The sequence below is a fragment of the Streptomyces sp. NPDC097640 genome, assembly GCF_040302705.1.
Lineage (GTDB): Bacteria > Actinomycetota > Actinomycetes > Streptomycetales > Streptomycetaceae > Streptomyces.
The window spans coordinates 565,904-582,247 of sequence record NZ_JBEOSB010000002.1; the positions used below are offsets into that span (position 1 = coordinate 565,904).

Consider the following 16,344-nt stretch of genomic DNA (forward strand, 5'->3'; position numbering starts at 1 on the left):
TCAGGGGTGGCGGGCCCCCTGCCGGGCGCAGCGCAGCCAGGCGTCGAGCAGCCGGGCGGCCGAGCCGCCGACCGGCCCGACGGCGTCCGCGAGGACGGCGGCGTCCGGGAGGTGGGCCGAGTCCACCGCGGCGACCGCCGCGCTCGCGTCGTCCACGGTGGCCGAGCAGACCGCCAGCAGGTAGTCCGGCACGGTCAGTTCGGGGTCGGTGCAGCCGACCAGGGGGGTGCCGACGGCGGCGACCAGCGGGAAGACCGTCCCGGGGATGCCGATCGCCGCCTCGGCGCGTGCGGAGGCCGTGACCGACGGGACGTCGCTGATCTCGTAGCGATCCCACAGCCGGCGGTCCTCGCGCGGGTGCAGACCGACCAGGATCCGCTTGCCCGCCGCGGCGAGCTTCTCCGCACTGGCCAGCAGCAGTTCCGTGCCCGGGGCCGCGTCTCCCGTGGCGTCCGGGTGCGTGACGCTGGTCAGGACGAGCACCAGACCGGGCTCCGGGCGGCGCGCCGGGAGGCCGTCGGTCTGCGGTGAACCGACTGCCCGGACCGGCCGCCGCGTGCCCAGGTACTGGGCGAACGCCCGTCCCTCGGCGGGCGAGGAGGCGGTCAGCAGCCGGATCCGGGGGCGCAGCTCGCGGGCGCGGGGCGCCTCGACCGGCTTCTGGTAGGCCAGGGCGCTCGCGGCCAGCGGGAGCCGCCGGAACCGGGCGGCGCAGTCCGCCGGCCAGTCCCCGGCCCCCGTGACGACCAGCAGATCCGCCTCCGGGGCGTCGGCCGGGGTGGCGACCCGCACCGGGTCCCCGGGGGTGATCTGGGTGTAGTCCGGCACCAGTTGGGTCAGCTGCCACCCGCGCCGCGCCACCTCGGCGAGCAGCGGCTTGACGTGGTACGTACCCCAGGGCTCGTTGGTGGCCACCAGCACCCGGGGCGGCCTGCCGCGCCCGGGCTCCGCGGCCGCCGCCGTACCGCCGAGCGCCAGCCCCGCGGCCCCTCCCAAGACCCCGCCGAGCACGGCGCGGCGTGACACCTGAAGTCCGTTCATGATCGGCACCGTAGTGATCCGGCCCGACGGATGGAGGCGACAGCGCGTGAACACCTCAGGAACACGCGCTGTCGCCCTCGCCCGCCGGGCCGCTGACTTTCCGCGGTTTATCCGCGCTCAGATACGGGTGCGCAGCCTGATGACGGTGCCGTCCGTGTCGGCCTGCATCTGCACCACATCGCACAGCATGCGGACCCCCCACAGCCCGAACGCGGGCTCCGAGTCGGCCGGCGGGGCGAAGCCCCACAGCGCGTCCGGGTACCAGTGGCCGGGGCCGGAGATCTCGCTGACCAGATCGCCGTTGTCGGTCCACATCCGGAGGGCGGCCGGCGCCCTTCCGTGCCGGGCGGCGGTCGTGGCCACCTCGACCACGGCGGAGACCATGTCGCGCAGCGCGTCACCAGTAAGCCCGTGGCGGTCGGCCCGCTCGGTGGCGAAGGCGCGCAGGGCGTCCATGTCGGCCGTGTCGATCGACATCATCTCGGCCAGCCGGGGCGCGCGGGGGAGCGGCCGGCGGTCGCAGGTGGCGATGAACGGGCCCGGGTCGGTGTACTGCTGGCTCCTGCGCGGCCCCTCGCCGTCGATCATCTCGGGGTGGGTCCGCCGCGCGTAGTCGAGGATCTCGTTCGGGAGCGTCTCCCGGTCGTAGCAACAGATCACGCGCGCGCCGGAGTCGCTGAACGCCGCGTTGACGATGGACTCGTAGCGCGCCCACTCCACGACCTCGAGCGGGGTGCGCCCCTGCCACACCGGCTCCGCGACCAGCCGGGCCCGGCGGGGCTTCTGGGCCTTGACGTAGGCGTCGTAGGCGGCGATGGTCCGCACCGGGTGCTGGTACCAGCTGAGCGCGTCCTCGAACTGCACCGACGAGGCGTCCTGGCCCAGAGCGTCCCGCAGCGCCGTGATGTTCGCCTTGGAGGCGACGACGGCGACGGCGTCGTCGGCCTCGAGACCGGCGCGCAGGAAGGGCACGCCGACCGAGACCACCTCCTCCTCGTCCTGGTAGAGGAATCCGCGGTGCACCATGGAGCCGCTGTCCTCCGCGACTCCACTGCTCTGGCCGGTCATAGGGGCTCCCTCGGGCTGTGCCGGAAATACGCACACACGTCCGTGGCTCGGTCAACTGGACGGTGTGATGCGCAGTCTGCCACCCTCGCCCGTGTGTTGCACCGCCACCCTCAACATCGAACAACGTGTGAACGCAACGGTGTTGCCCGGCGAAGGGGGAGGCGGTGGGCCGCGGCAGGGGCGCCTGCCGCTCATGGACGAGCCCATGGGGGTGGCATAGCATCCCCGGCGTGACACAGCTGAAATATGTCAACGCAAACGGACTTGACTTCGCCTACTACGAAGCGGGCCCGACCGACGCGCCGTTGGCGCTCTGCCTCCACGGATTCCCCGACACCGCGCACACCTGGCGCCATCTGCTGCCGGCCCTCGGCGACGCGGGCTACCACGCCGTCGCGCCCTTCCAGAGGGGCTACGCGCCCACCGGCATACCCGCCGACGGCGCCTACCAGGCCGGTGCGCTGGCCGCCGACGCCAACGCGCTGCACGACGCGCTCGGCGGCGGCGACGACGCCGTGCTCATCGGACACGACTGGGGCGCGATCGCCACCTACGGCGCCACCGGCCATTCCCCCGAGCGCTGGCGGCGGGCCGTCACCATGACCGTCCCGCCGCTCGGCGGGGTGCTGGCCGACTTCTTCGGCTTCGACTACGGCCAGTTCAAGCGCTCGTTCTACATCTTCCTGTTCCAGACGCCCCTGGCCGAGGCGGGGGCCGCGGCGCACGACATGGCGCTGATCGACGGCCTGTGGCGGGACTGGTCGCCGGGGTACCACCACGCCGAGCAGGACATCGCCCACGTCAAGGAGAGCCTGCGGGAGCCGGCCAACCTCGAGGCCGCCATCGGCTACTACCGCGCCCTGTTCGACCCGTCGAAGCACCTGGAGAAGTACGCCGCCGAGCAGGAGGCCGTCACCCGGACCGGGGAGCGGCCCACGCTCTATCTGCACGGCACGGACGACGGGTGCATCGGCGCGGACGTGGTCGGCAGCGCCAAGGACCACCTCCCGCCCGGCTCGCGCGTCGACCTGGTCGAGGGGGTGGGACACTTCCTGCACCTGGAGCGGCCCGAGGTCATCAACCGCAAGATCCTGGACTGGCTGGCCGAGTAGGCGCCCTTTTCTTTTGGGCTCGGTTCGCGGCCGGCTGAGGCGGCGATACCGCGACAAGTGGCGCGCCGCGCGCCCACCCCACCGGTGAACCCGGCTCCCACCAGCGGATACGGGCTCACCGGTGGCCGCGGTATACCGGCCCGCCCCTCGGTTTACCGCCGCTATACCGCCGCTACCCCGCCCTCTTCCACACTGGACACATCGCTACAGCCGTCCGGTTGGGATGCGTCTGGAGAGGGCCAGTGAACGTCGACGAGCAACAGCACACGCACACCGAGCGCGAAGCCCTCTACGCCTGGAGCACCTTTCAGGTCTCCGGCGGAGTGGAAGGGTCCGGCCCCAGCGGCACCTGCCGCGCGGAGAAAACCGCACGCGCCTGCCTCGAGGCGGCGCTTCAGGCCGCGGCCGTCCACTCGGACGTGTACTCCTGGGGACAGCTCAGCCAGGTGCAGGGGAACCTCGACCAGCCCTTCCACCTGTGGTCCCGCGCCCCGGTCGCCTGGGCGGAACCGGGGCCGCGGGAAACGGTCACCTGGCGGCCCGGGCTCGCGCCGCACGGGCAATGACGCGCAACGGCATGCGGTGAGGCGGTGGCAATGCTCGTGTCAGGGGAATTCGGGATGAACAGCAGCGGAGCCGGAATCGGGCTCAGGACACCGGGAAGCCGGCCACACACCGGCCACGGCCGCGACCAGGGGCGCCAGGCGAATCCCGCCCGGGTCTACAACTACCTCGTCGGCGGCAAGGACAACTACCTCGCCGACTACGAGCAGGCCCAGCGGTTTCTGAAGGTCGCCCCCGAGGTCCGGGACACCGCGCTGTCCAACCGCCGCTTCCTGGCCCGGGCCGTCCGCGACCTGGCCGCGGACGGCATCACCCAGTTCCTGGACATCGGTTCGGGCCTGCCGGTGAACCCGAACGTCCACGAGGTCGCGCAGTCGGTCAATCCGCTGGCCCGGGTCGTCTACGTCGACAACGACCCGATCGTGGCCAGTCACGGACGCGCCCTGCTGGCCGGCTCGGGCACCACCACCATCAGGGCCGACCTGCGCGAGCCCGAGCGGATCCTGGACCACCAGGAGCTGCGCCGGCTGCTCGACCCGCAGCAACCGGTGGCGATCGTGCTGGCGTTCGTCCTCGACTACATCGCCGACGCGGAGGACCCCTGGGGCCTGGTCGCCGAGCTCATGGACTGGGCCGCGCCGGGCAGCTGTCTGGTCCTGTCCCATGTCACCGGCGACTTCACACAGAACCCCTACCGGGACTGGTCCGGGTTCACCAGTCCCGTCTCGTCCGGGGCACGCGACCTGTCGCAGATCCAGGGATTCTTCAGCGGGCTGGAACTTCTGGAGCCCGGCCTGGTGCAACTGCCGCTGTGGCGGCCGGGCATCGGCGCCGAGCACGACCCGTCCCGCGTCTGGGCCTACGGCGGCGTCGCCCGCAAGCCGTAACCCACGGCCAGCCCCCGCCCGGCCCGCCTCAGCGCGGGCCGGGCCGTACGTCCAGCGTCATGAAGGCGGGGAAGAGCCCGCTCCAGGTGTGCCCGCGCCAGCTCTCGTACGTGCCCGCCTGCTTCCACACCGGCAGGCCCTGGTCCAGGTGCGTCCGGCCCTCGGGGAACCGCCCCTGCTCCATGTACGTGATCCCCATCTCGTACAGGGCGAACCCCTGGTGGTGGATGTTGCCGGTCCGCCGCGCCCCCTCCAGGCTCTCCTTGAAGCAGGTCAGCGCCTCCTCGGACCGCCCGAGACCGCGGTGGGCCCGGCCCAGGTTGCCCAGGCCGACCACCTCGGCCGCCCGGTCGCCGGTCTCCCGGGCCAGGGCCAGATGGCGCTCCTGCATCTCGATGGCCTCCTCGTGGAGCTCCAGTTCGCACAGCGCGTCGGCCAGGTTGCACAGGGAGCGCAGCTCGCCCTCGCGATGACCCAGCTCCCGCCAGATCTCCAGCGCGGACTCCAGACACTCCCGCATGTCCTCGTACGAGTGCTCCAGCCAGCACGCCCCCGCGAGGTGGTCGAGCGCCCACGCCTCGCCCTCCAGGTCGCCGAGGCGGCGGGCGGTCCGCATGGCCAGCTCGTTGATCGTCCGGAGGTCCTGGGTGTGCGCCCGCGGATAGAGGAACCACTGCAAACACTGCGCCAGCCACATCCCGAGGCGCGCCACCGGCTCCGGCTGGTCGGCGGAGTGGGTAACGGCGGCCAGCAGATTGCGGAGTTCGGACTTCAGCCACGTCTCCGCCTCCGGGCCGTCGCGGAGCGGGACCACGGCGCCCTCGACGGCGTGGCGCGGCCAGGGGCGGAGCGGATCGAGCAGGGCGACCGCCTGCTGCGCGGTGGCCACATAGCAGGACAGCGCGCGTGTCACGGCCGACGAGCGCTCGCTCTCGGAGTCCTCCTGCTCGGCCCGCTCGGAGGCGAACAGCCCGAGCAGATCGTGCATGTGGTAGCGGATCGAGTCCGGGCTCTCCAGGAGCTGCGCGTCGACCAGCCGCTCCAGGGCGCTCTCGGCCCGGCTCTCGCTCAAGCCCAGCAGGGCCGAGGCCACCGGCAGGCTCACATCCGGCCCGGGCAATGCACTGAGCAGCCGGAACGCCCGCGCCGCGTCCTGGTCGTCGGACCGCCGGCCCTCGCGGAAGGCGTCATAGCTGACCTGGAAGCTGGTACGGACGGCCAGGTCGCCGAAGCTCAGCTCGTCCAGCCGGCCGCGCGCGTCGGTCAGCTTGGCCACCAGGGAGCGCAGCGGGCGGTTGGGGCGGGCGGCCAGCCGGGCCCCGGCGATCCGCAGCGCCAGCGGCAGCCCGCCGCACAGCCGGGTGATGGCCTCGGCCTCCTCGGGCTCGGCCCCGACCCGCTCCGCGCCGACGATCCGCTCCAGCAGCGCGACGGCCTGGTCGCGGGGGAGGATGTCCAGGTGCAGATGGGTGGCGCCTTCCAGGGTGGTGAGCATCTCGCGGCTGGTGACCAGCGCGCTGCAACCGGGGCCCGCGGGAAGCAGCGGGCGGATCTGCTCCACGGAGGCGGCGTTGTCGAGGATCACCAGCAGCCGCCGGCCCGCCGCCAGGGAGCGGAACTGGGCCGCCGCCTCGTCGGTGTCGCTGGGGACGCTGGAGCCGTCCACCCCCAGGGCGCGCAGAAACCGGCCGAGCACCTCGCCGGGGTCCAGGGCGGTCAGCCCCGCGGTGGCGCCGTGCAGATCCACATAGAGCTGGCCGTCGGGGAAGCGGTCGGCGAGCTGGTGCGCGGCGTGGATGACCAGGCTCGACTTGCCGACCCCGCCGGTGCCGTCGATGGCCGCGATCACCACGGGCCGCCCGCCCGCGCCGCCTTCGCCGCTCTCGGCCACCAGGTCGTCCCGCTCCTCGACCAGCGTCCGGATCACGGCGACCTCGCTGTGCCGCCCGGTGAAGGCGGGGCTGGCGGGCGGCAGCTGTTGGGGGCCCCGGGGAGCCGGCCGGGGAGCGGCCGAGGGCGACCCCCAGCCGCCGGGCGGTGCCCCCTCCTCCGTACGGTCCGGTGGCGGCGGCATCAGGGTCTCGTCGGCGGCCAGGATGCGCTGGTGCAGCCGTTGCAGCGCCGGGGTCGGCTCGACGCCGAGCTCCTCGGCCAGCGCCCGGCGCAGATCGCGGTACGCCGCCAGGGCGTCGGCCTGCCGCCCGGACCGGTACAGCGCCAGCATCTGCCGGCCGCGCAGATCCTCCCGGAAGGGGTACTCGGCCGTCAGCGTCTCCAGCTCGCCCAGCACCGAGGCGTGGCGGCCGCACCGCAGATCCGCCTCGACCCGGGCGTCCAGGGCCTCCAGACGGCACTCCTCGAGCCGCGCGGTCTCCGCCTCCACGGCCGGGGTCGGGGGCACGTCCTGGAAGGGGGAGCCGCGCCACAGCGCCAGCGCCTCGCGCAGCCGCTCCGCGGCGGCCTCGGGGGCGCCCCGGTCCAGACCGCGCCGCCCCTCCTCGACCAGCTGCTCGAAGCGGTGCGCGTCGAACTCGGCCGCCTCCACGACGAGTCGGTACCCGTGGGCCTTGTACCCCTGCTTGTCGGTGATCAGGACATCGCCGGACTCGTCCCCCAGGGCCTGCCGCAGCCGCGAGACATAGGTCTGGAGCAGCTTGCCCGCGCTCTGCGGGCGCCCCTCCTCGCCCCACAGCTCGTCCATGAGCCGCTCGGTGGGCACGGTCCGGTTGGCGTGGCACAGCAGCACCGCCAGCAGCATGCGCCACTTGGCAGGGCCGAGGGAGGCCCATTCGCCGCCGTCCCTCAGCTCAAGCGTACCCAGGACCCGATACCGCACCCGTTACCTCCGAGGCCCTCGGTCCAAGCCCGGCCCCTGTCTCGTCGAAAAACGTCAACTCTTGTTCTGGTAACGGTTATACCTTCTCAGCGGCCGTTCCCGTGCATCATTCACCGGACGGCCAGTGCGCCGGGCGGCTGAGCGTCCGGGGCAGCCTCGTGGTGGCGTCTCCCTTGGCCGCGTTCAGCTGGGCCTGGGTGAGGAAGACGGCTCCGGTGAGGTCGGCTCCGGTCAGCTCGGCGTCCCGGAAGTCCACCCCGATCAGATCGGCGGTCCGCAGGTCCGCGCCGGTCAGATCGGCCGCGATGAGACAGGCCCCGCGCAGGTTGGCCCCGCGCAGATCGGCGCCCTTCAGACGGGCCCCGATGAGATCGGCGCCCCGGTGGTTCTTCTTGCGGCCCGGGACCCGGGCCCGCACCAGTTCACTGGTCCGCAGCAGCAGGGCGTTCACCTCCTGGCGCAGCGCCGCCACATCCACCCCGGCCAGCGCCTCGGCGCTGCCGCGGGTGAGGGCGTCGATGTCCTCCAGCGCGCGGCGGAGGTCGGCGTGGACCGGGCGGGCCGGTGGCAGGGTCAGCGCCTCGGTGACGTACCACAGCAGCTCGTGCAGGGCCCGCATGACGGGGAACACCTCGAACATCCGCGGCGCGGTGTCGGGCGCCTGACGCCAGTCGCGGCCGCCGAAGGTGACCTGGGAGACCCTCTGGCCCGCCCCGAAGCAGTCGAAGACCGTGCAGCCGGAGAAGCCCCGCTCGCGCAGGTGCGCGTGGATGCCGCAGCGGAAGTCGGCCTGGAGGTTCGTACACGGCCGCCCGGCCGGCTTGTCGACCGCGAAATCGGCCGAGGCGGCGAAGGGCAGGGCGACACAGCACAGTCCGAAGCAGTTGGCGCAGTCGGCCCGCAGGGCGAGCCGGTCGGGGGCGGTGGCGGGGGTTCCGACCGCGGGGGTTTCGCGCTTCCGGGACAACGTGCCTGAGCTCCTGCCGTGAGGTGAGCACGGCGGTCCGCCGTGCTCGGGATGGATCTCCATTGTCCCTGAAACCTCCCGGGGGAGGTGTTGGCGGGCTGTTAGGGGCCTGTTAGGGACCGGTTAGCCCGCTTCGACAAGGTCATCGGCGAGCGGCCGCGGGGCGCCGGTGCCCGCAGGTTCCATGGAGAGGACGCATGTCGTGATTTTCGCTGTGGTGGGGCTCGTCCTGGTCGGCGTCGTCAGCGCGCTGAACCTGGTGATCCTCCTGGTGGTGCTCCGCCGTTGGCGGGAGCTGGAGGCTTCGGGCGGCGGCGGGCACAGTCATGGCTTCCCCACGACCGGCGCCATCTCCAACATCCGGACCGGCGACCGGCTCCCGGATTTCTCCGCTCGTGCCCTTGATGGCACCGCGGTGACGGAGCGCACTCTGCTCGAGAAGGAGACCCTGGTCGGGTTCTTCTCGCTCACCTGCAAGGCCTGCGTCGACGCCGTGCCCCTCTTCGCCGGGCACGCCGAGCGGCTGCGGGCCGACGGAGGGACCTCCTTGGCGATCGTCCATGGAGACGACTCGGCCGACAGCGAGCTGGCCGCGATGCTCGGCGAGGTGATGGACATCGTGATCGCCGAGGACTCCGAGGCCGAGTTGTCGAAGCGGTACGGCGCCAAGCACTACCCGAGCTACGCCTGGTACGGGCCCGACGGCATGGTGACCACGGCGGGCGCGGGCGTCGCCGCCCTGCGGGCCCAGCCGGTCGCCTCCTAGCGTCCCGAAGGCCCACCCACAAAGCCCGCGCGGGCCGCGGCCGCCGCGTTCGACGTCCCTTCGTGGCGGCGGTCCACCCGTGTGCGGAAACCGATCACACCAACCCCAAGGAGAAGCCATGTTCCGCAGCGTGACCGAGCGTGTCACCCGCGCCGTCGAGGTGCTGCTTCCCAAGGCCACCGCCGACGCCGCCTGCCCGCCGGACCCGTACACCGAGTGCAAGGAAATGAGCGGTACCTGCTTCTGTCGCAACTGCTCGACCAACGGCGCCTGCAAGGTGGTCTGCGGCGCCTGGTACAGCATGAGCCACAACTACTGCTGATTTGCTTAAGCACTGAATAACGCCGGTTGATCTGCCACGTGGCCATCCCGTCGGGGCGGCCACGTCGGCACGCCGAAGCTCGCCGAACGAGCCGCGGCCACCTTGCCTTCGCGCAACCCCTCCCAGGAGCCTCCGTGTTGTACGTATCGCTTGCCTGCCGCCTCGCTCTGGTGGCGGTGATGACGCTGGCGGCGGTGTCCAAGCTGCGTTCCCCGGGCGTCTTCGCCGCCTCTCTCGAAGGTTTCGACTTCATCCCCGCGCGGCTGAGGTCCCCCCTCGCCGTACTGGTCCCGGTCGCCGAGCTGCTGATCGCGCTGCTGCTGGCCGTCCCGCCCACCGTCACCATCGGATTCGTCCTCGCCACGCTGTTCTGCTGCGGGCTGACGGCCGTCCCGATCCTGGTGCTGGTCCGCGGGAAGACGGTGAAGTGCGCCTGCTTCGGCGCCGGCGAGGTCCCCATGAGCGGCTGGCACGTCGCCCGCAACGCGGTACTGCTGGCGGCGGCCGGCCTGGGCACCCTCGTGGTGCTGCGCCTGGGCGACGGGGTGCCCGCCCATGCGCCGGGGATCGTACTGGCCGTCGTCGCGGCCGGGCTGCTCACCACTTTGATCGTCTTCGTCGATGACATCGCCGCGCTCTTCGAGTCCCCGGTCGCGGTCGGGGACCTCGGCCGGTGAGACGGCGCCGGAGCCGGAAAGGACACCCGTGGAATACCTCGTCGCAGGACTCGTTCTGGTCGCGGCGGTCACCGCGCTGAACGTCGTGCTGACCCTGGCCGTGGCGCGCCGCTGGCGTGCCCGGCTGAGCGCCCCGCCGGCCGCGCACCACGGCCACCACGGCCCCGTCGCCGTCGACGGGGAGCTGGAGCTGGGCATCGAGCCCGGAGACCGGATGCCCGCCTTCACCGCGGTCACCGCCGACGGCGCGACGGTCACCCGTGACGAACTGGCCGGCCGGCCGGTGCTGGTCGCCTTTCTGTCGCTGGAGTGCTCGAGCTGCGACGACAGCGTCCCCGAGCTCGGTGAGCGCGCGCGCCGAGTGCGCGACGCGGGCGGCACGGTGCTGGCCACGGTGGTCGGCATCGACGCGGGCGACAGCGAACTGGCCGCCCGCCTCGCGGGCGTCGCGGACCATGTGGTGCCCGAATTCCTCGACGCGCCCGTCAGCAACCTCTTCGGAGCCCGCTTCTACCCCGGATTCGCCCACTACGGCCCCGACGGGGTCGCCACCGCCACCAGCATCGGCCTGGAGGGGCTGGGCGAGCCCGCGCAGCCGTCGGTGCCGTGAGCGCCGACGTCCCCGGCACGAAGCCCGGCATGGAGCCCGACACGGAGGACATGGCAGACGAAGTCTCCGTCGTCCGGGGGATGAAGGCGGCCTACGCGCTCGCTTGGCGGGCCTGCCCCGGCATGCTGCTCCTCCAGGCCGCGATGGCGGTGATCGGCGGCACGGCACCGGTGGCCACCGCCTGGCTGACCAAGGTCGCGCTCGACGAGCTCACCGCCCCCGACCCCCGGACCGGGGCGCTGGTGTGGATGGCGGCGGGCATCGGCGCCCTGGGCATCGCGATGGCCGCCACCTCGGCCGTCACCGCCTACGCGCAGGGGCGCGCCCGGCGCGCCATCGGCCTGCACGCACAGGACCGGCTGTTCGCCGCGGTCAACCGGCTGAGCGGGCTGGCACGCCTGGAGGAGCCGCGCTTCCATGACCGGCTGCGGCTGGCCCAGCAGTCCGCCGAGCACGCCCCGGACCAGCTGCTCCAGATGGGCCTGTCCTCGCTGCAAGGGACGCTGGGCATCGCCGGATTCCTGGGCACCCTGCTGGCGATCAGCCCGGTCATGGCGGGCGCCGCCCTGGTGGCCGCCGTACCCGCGATGATCGCCCATCTGGCGCTGAGCCGACGGCGCGCCGGCCTGCTGTGGCACACCAGCCCCGTCATGCGGCGCAAGTTCTTCTACCAGATGCTGCTGACGGACCTTCAGGCCGCCAAGGAAGTCCGCCTGTTCGGGCTCGGCGACTTCCTGCACGGCCGGATGCTCACCGAACTGCGCGCGGCCAACACCGCCGAGGACCGGCTGGAGCGCGGCGTGGTGCGCGTCCAGGTCTCCCTCGCCGCCCTCGGGGCCCTGCTGTCGGCCGGGGGGCTGCTGTGGGCCGTGCACGCCGCGGCCGCGCGCACGATCAGCATCGGCGATGTGTCGGTCTTCATTGCCTCCCTGGCCGGGCTCCAGTCCGGGCTCGGCGTCCTGGTGCAGGGCATCGCCCAGGGACATCAGTCCGCCCTGGTCTTCCACCACTTTCTGATGGTGGCCGGGGTCCGGGACGACCTGGCCGGGCCCTCGCGCGCCGGGGAGCTCGCCCCGCTGGCCCGCGCCATCGAGCTGCGCGATGTGTGGTTCCGCTACGACGAGAACTCCCCGTGGATTCTGCGCGGTCTGAACCTGACCATTCCGCACGGCACCAGCGTGGCCGTGGTGGGGCTCAACGGCGCCGGCAAGAGCACGCTGATCAAGCTGCTCTGCCGGTTCTACGATCCACAGCGCGGCGCGGTGCTGTGGGACGGCGTGGACATCCGCGACGTACCCGTGGAGCGGCTGCGGCAGCGGATCGGGGCGGTGTTCCAGGACTACATGGACTACGACCTCACCGCCGCCGAGAACATCGGGCTGGGGGACCTGGCTGCGATCGACGACCAGGACCGGGTCAGGGCCGCCGCCCGGAGCGCGGGGGTCCACGAGACCGTCGAGCGGCTGCCGGCCGGCTACCGGACCATGCTGAGCAGGCTCTTCCACCCGGGTGACCAGGAGGAGGACGAAGAGGGCGGGGCGGACGGGGAGGAGGCCGCGCGGACCATCGGCGTCCATCTCTCCGGCGGGCAGTGGCAGCGCCTGGCGCTGGCCCGCGGGCTGATGCGCCAGGGCCGCGATCTGATGATCCTGGACGAGCCCAGCTCCGGTCTCGACGCGGTCGCCGAGCGGTCCGTCCACGACCGGCTGCGGTCGCTGCGCGAGGGCTCCACCAGCGTCCTGGTCTCCCACCGGCTCAGCGCCGTCCGCCGGGCCGACCGGATCGTCGTCGTGCAGGACGGCCGGATCCTGGAGAGCGGCGACCACGCCTCCCTCACCGCGTCCCCCGACGGCGTCTACGCCCGGCTCTTCCACACCCAGGCGGAGGGCTACCGGGAGGACCCGGACCCGTCGGCGGGCGGCGCCCGGCCGGGGTCCGGGGAGGCCGGCGCGGTGCCGACCACGGTGGGTGCCGGATGAGCCCGGCCCTGGGCTGGGCCGCGGCCGCGGCGCTGGTCATCGGGTCCGCGGCGGCGGCCCGGCTGGTGCTGTCCACCGTCACCGTGCGGGGCGGCAGCATGACCCCGGCGCTGCTGCACGGCGATGTGCTGCTGGTGCTGCGCCACCGCCGCCGGGCCCGGCCCGGCCGGATCGTGGTCGTCCAGCGGCCCGACCGCGCCACGGGGTGGCACGGTCCCGCCGACCCCTCCGGGGCCGCCGGGTGGTACGTCAAACGCGTCGTCGCGGCGGACGGGGACCCGGTGCCGCCCTGGGTGGCGGGGGCGGCGGCCGACCGGCCCGGCCGGGTGCCGCCCGGCATGCTGGTGCTGCGCGGCGACCACCCGCGCTCGGAGGACTCCAAGCAGTGGGGCCTGTGCCCCGCGGACCGGATGTACGGAGTGGTGCTGCTGCGGCTGCGCACCGGGGGCGAGCGCGCCGCCGCGTGACCGGCGGCGCCGTGCCCGGCCTCTCACACCCCGGGTCCCGGCGCGCTCACCTCTTCCCGCTCAGTCTCGGGGCGCTCCTGCGCGCGGGCTTCCCTCGTCGCTGCTCGCTCCTTCGTCGCTGCGCGGCTCCTCAGTCCAGCCCGCGCAGCGCCCCGAGACACGCTCAAAGGCCCGGCCGCGCCACGTCGGCGGCCCGCGCCGGCAGCCGCAGCCTGCGCCCCGTCGTCAGCGAACGCTCCCAGTGCTCCCGGGCGGCGTGCTGGTCACCGAAGTGGAAGTGGGTGAGCGCGATGGTCTCCAGGGTGTCGGCCGTGCCGCCGCGCTCCCCGAGGCGCAGCCGGATCCGCAGCGCCTCCTCCAGCGTCCGGAAGGCCTCCGCCGGGCGGTTCAGCGCCCGCAGGGCGTCCCCGATCCGGGTCAGGGCGGCGGCCGTGCCGTCGAGGACATCGTGCTCCCGCCACAGCTCAAGGGCCTCCCGGTAGCGCTGCTCGGCCGCCGCCGGCTCGCCGGCCGCCATCAGCGCGTCGCCCATGCTGCTCAGGACCGTCGCGACGCTCCTCGCATCGCCCGCCTCCCGGTAGAGCTCCACGGCCCGCTCACCGCAGGACAGCGTCTCGCCGAGCCGCCCCAGCCTGCGGTGGACCTCCGCGAGCCCGGCGTACGACGACGCCTGTCCCGTGACGTCGTCCGCCTTCTCGAAATACGACAGGGCCAGGTGCAGATGGTCCAGGCACAGCTCCATGCGGTGGGCCGAGCCGTGGGCTTCGCCGGTGCGGCTGTGCAGCCACCCCTGGCCGATCAGGTCGTGGTGTTCCTCCGCGCACCGCAGCGCGAGCCGCGTACAGCGCTCCCACTCCCTGGTCCACCAGAACCGCTGCGCGTAGCCGAACAGCCCCGCGGCCATCCGCCAGGCCAGGTCGGGCCGCCCGTACCGGGCCGCCAGCCGGATCGCCTCGGAGAGCGCGGGCAGCTCCCGTACGCACCACTGAAGCGCCTGCTCGGCACCGGTGAACGCGGGCAGCGGCGCCGCGGCCCCGGCCTCCAGCGGCGGCAGCGGGTGGGACCGGGGCGTCAGCACGGCGTCCGCCTTCGCCACCGCCGCCGTGTACCAGACCAGCAGCCTCAGCCGGGCCGTCACCCGGGTCTCCCGCGACTCCTCCGCGGCCGCCCGCTCCAGCGCGTACTCGCCGAGCAGGTCGTGGAAGGTGTACTGGCCGGGCGACGGGGTCTGGAGCAGATGGGCGTCGACCAGCGCCTCGAGCAGGTCGTGCGCCTCCTCCACCGGCCGGCCCAGCAGCGCGGCGGCCGACTCCGCGGACAGCGTGTGCCCCGACCACAGCCCGAGCATCCTGAAGCCGCGCGCCTGCTCGGCCTCCAACGGCAGCGGACTGTCCCGCATCGCCACATAGCTCATGGCGAAGGCGTCCTGGACGGCGAGACCGCCCGCGGACAGCGCCCGCAGCCGCCCCCGGCTGGAGTCCAGGCGCCGCGCCAGCGCGGCCAGCGGCCAGCCGGGACGGTTGGCCAGTTGGGCCCCGGCCAGCCGCAGCGCCAGCGGCAGCCCGCCGCAGGCGTCGAGAATCCTCGCCACGGCCTCCGGCTCCTCCCGCGTCCGCCGGGAGCCGCAGAGCGAGGTCAGCAGCCGTCGCTGTCCCTCCGCGTCCAAGGGCTCGAGACACAGGCGCCCGGCGCCGGGCAGATCGGCCAGGGCGTGACGGCTGGTGATCACGACCGCGCAACCGCCGCTGCCGGGCAGCAGCGGCGTCAGCTGCGCCGCGTCCCGGGCGTTGTCCAGCAGCACCAGCACCCGACGGCCGTCCAGGGTGGAACGGAACCGGGCCGCGCGGTCGTCGGGGTGCTCGGGCAGCGCCTTCTCCCGTACCCCCAGGTCGGTGAGGAACCGGGCGAGCAGGTCGTGCGGGCTACGAGCGTCACCGGCGCCGAAGCCGCGCAGGTCCGCGTGGAGCTGGCCGTCGGGGAACCGGTCGCGCAGCCGGTGTGCCGCGTGCACGGCCAGGGCGGTCTTGCCGACGCCCGCCATGCCCGAGATCACCACGACCCGGGGCGCCGCCGGCTCCGGGTCCGGGCGGAGCATGGCGCTCAACCGCTCGAGCTCGGCCTCCCGGCCGGCGAAGTCCACGGTGTCGGCGGGCAGCTGGGCCGGATGCGGGCGGAGCCTGCGGGTGGCACGGGGCGGCGCGGGGGGCGCGACGGGGGTGCCGGTGGTGGTGTCGGGCACGGGCGGCGCGACGGACACCGAGAGCTGCTGAGCCGTCAGGATCTCCTGGTGCGCCTCCTGGACGGCGGGCCCCGGCTCGATGCCGAGCTCGTCGATCAGCGTGCGCCGCAGCCGGTGGAACACGGCGAGCGCCTCGGCCTGCCGGTCGGTGCGGTGCAGGACGAGCATCAGCTGGCGGTGGAACACCTCGCGGAGCGGATGCTCCTCGGCCAGCCGGGCCAGCTCGGGGGCCAGCCCGCCGTGGCGGCCCAGCCGCAGCTCCGCGTCGAAGCGCCATTCCAGCGCCTGGAGCCGGGCCTCCTGGAGCTGCTGGATATGGGGTCGGACCTCCGGGTGGCTGAGGGCCGGATCCGGCAGGTTGGCCAGCGGCGCGCCGCGCCACAGCTCCAGCGCCTGTACGGTCTCCCGGCCGACCGCCGCCCATTCCTGCCGCAGCCGGCCGGCGCGGGCGCGGTCCAGCCGCTCCGTGAACAGCTCGCTGTCCAGCTCGCCCGCCTCGACGGTCAGCAGATATCCGCCCGGCACCGCCCGCAGCCGCGGCTCGCCGTCCCCGGCGAGGATGCGCCGCAGCCGGGCCACATGGTTGTGCAGCGAGGCGCTCGCGGTGGCGGGCGGATGCTCGCCCCACAGCACGGCCTCCAGGGTGCCGAGCGGGACCGCGCGATTGGGCCGCAGCAGAAGCGCGCCCAGCAGCGCCCGGCCCTTGGGGCTGCCGATCAGGCGGGCGGCCGCGCCGTCGTGGACGGTCAGCGGACCGAGCAAGCCGAACCTCATCTGCGCACCTCCTGGCATCTCCGGACAACTGGGCT

The 16,344-nt window shown here is 73.6% G+C and carries 14 protein-coding genes; 9 read left to right on the forward strand and 5 right to left on the reverse strand.

Annotated features, from left to right (window positions below):
- Positions 1-1,041 (reverse strand): hypothetical protein, encoded by a 1,041-nt coding sequence (locus ABTY62_RS04280; RefSeq protein WP_352127814.1) that lies wholly within the window; start codon positions 1,039-1,041, stop codon positions 1-3.
- Positions 1,042-1,158: 117 nt separating this feature from the next.
- Positions 1,159-2,109 carry an anti-sigma factor RsbA family regulatory protein gene (locus ABTY62_RS04285; protein WP_352127815.1) on the reverse strand — a complete coding sequence of 317 codons (951 nt, stop codon included), beginning with the start codon at positions 2,107-2,109 and terminating at the stop codon, positions 1,159-1,161.
- 230 nt (positions 2,110-2,339) lie between these two features.
- Here ABTY62_RS04285 and ABTY62_RS04290 point away from each other — a divergent pair, with 230 nt between their 5' ends.
- From ABTY62_RS04290 to ABTY62_RS04300, 3 genes are all read left to right on the forward strand, one after another.
- The gene (locus ABTY62_RS04290; RefSeq protein ID WP_352127816.1) at positions 2,340-3,221 is read left to right on the forward strand and encodes an alpha/beta fold hydrolase; all 882 of its coding nucleotides are present in this window, start codon (positions 2,340-2,342) and stop codon (positions 3,219-3,221) included.
- 242 nt (positions 3,222-3,463) lie between these two features.
- Positions 3,464-3,787, forward strand: a complete 324-nt coding sequence (locus ABTY62_RS04295; protein ID WP_352127817.1) for a hypothetical protein — start codon at positions 3,464-3,466, stop codon at positions 3,785-3,787.
- A 54-nt stretch (positions 3,788-3,841) separates the two neighbouring features.
- Positions 3,842-4,672 (forward strand): SAM-dependent methyltransferase, encoded by an 831-nt coding sequence (locus tag ABTY62_RS04300; protein WP_352127818.1) that lies wholly within the window; start codon positions 3,842-3,844, stop codon positions 4,670-4,672.
- A 28-nt stretch (positions 4,673-4,700) separates the two neighbouring features.
- Here ABTY62_RS04300 and ABTY62_RS04305 read toward each other — a convergent pair whose 3' ends face one another.
- Together ABTY62_RS04305 and ABTY62_RS04310 are read right to left on the reverse strand one after the other, a co-directional pair.
- Positions 4,701-7,508 carry an AfsR/SARP family transcriptional regulator gene (locus tag ABTY62_RS04305; protein ID WP_352127819.1) on the reverse strand — a complete coding sequence of 936 codons (2,808 nt, stop codon included), beginning with the start codon at positions 7,506-7,508 and terminating at the stop codon, positions 4,701-4,703.
- Positions 7,509-7,614: 106 nt separating this feature from the next.
- Positions 7,615-8,475 carry a pentapeptide repeat-containing protein gene (locus ABTY62_RS04310; protein WP_352127820.1) on the reverse strand — a complete coding sequence of 287 codons (861 nt, stop codon included), beginning with the start codon at positions 8,473-8,475 and terminating at the stop codon, positions 7,615-7,617.
- Between the two features lie 202 nt (positions 8,476-8,677).
- Here ABTY62_RS04310 and ABTY62_RS04315 point away from each other — a divergent pair, with 202 nt between their 5' ends.
- The 6 genes from ABTY62_RS04315 (at position 8,678) to ABTY62_RS04340 (ending at position 13,296) form a co-directional block, all read left to right on the forward strand.
- Positions 8,678-9,241: a redoxin domain-containing protein gene (locus ABTY62_RS04315; RefSeq protein WP_311723060.1), complete on the forward strand. Its 564-nt coding sequence runs from the start codon at positions 8,678-8,680 to the stop codon at positions 9,239-9,241.
- Between the two features lie 118 nt (positions 9,242-9,359).
- The gene (locus tag ABTY62_RS04320; protein ID WP_311723059.1) at positions 9,360-9,563 is read left to right on the forward strand and encodes a hypothetical protein; all 204 of its coding nucleotides are present in this window, start codon (positions 9,360-9,362) and stop codon (positions 9,561-9,563) included.
- A 134-nt stretch (positions 9,564-9,697) separates the two neighbouring features.
- Positions 9,698-10,240, forward strand: a complete 543-nt coding sequence (locus ABTY62_RS04325) for a MauE/DoxX family redox-associated membrane protein (protein ID WP_352127821.1) — start codon at positions 9,698-9,700, stop codon at positions 10,238-10,240.
- A gap of 28 nt (positions 10,241-10,268) precedes the next feature.
- The gene (locus ABTY62_RS04330) at positions 10,269-10,850 is read left to right on the forward strand and encodes a peroxiredoxin family protein (RefSeq protein ID WP_352127822.1); all 582 of its coding nucleotides are present in this window, start codon (positions 10,269-10,271) and stop codon (positions 10,848-10,850) included.
- A gap of 50 nt (positions 10,851-10,900) precedes the next feature.
- Positions 10,901-12,829: an ABC transporter ATP-binding protein gene (locus tag ABTY62_RS04335; RefSeq protein WP_352127823.1), complete on the forward strand. Its 1,929-nt coding sequence runs from the start codon at positions 10,901-10,903 to the stop codon at positions 12,827-12,829.
- A complete protein-coding gene (locus ABTY62_RS04340; protein ID WP_352127824.1) occupies positions 12,826-13,296 on the forward strand; it encodes a S26 family signal peptidase in 471 nt (156 codons plus the stop codon). Before ABTY62_RS04335 ends, ABTY62_RS04340 begins: the two co-directional genes overlap by 4 nt.
- Positions 13,297-13,459: 163 nt before the next feature.
- On the opposite strand, the gene ABTY62_RS04345 is transcribed toward ABTY62_RS04340, so the two are convergent.
- Entirely contained in the window at positions 13,460-16,309 is a 2,850-nt protein-coding gene (locus tag ABTY62_RS04345; protein WP_352127825.1) for an AfsR/SARP family transcriptional regulator, read from the reverse strand.
- Positions 16,310-16,344 lie beyond the last annotated feature (35 nt).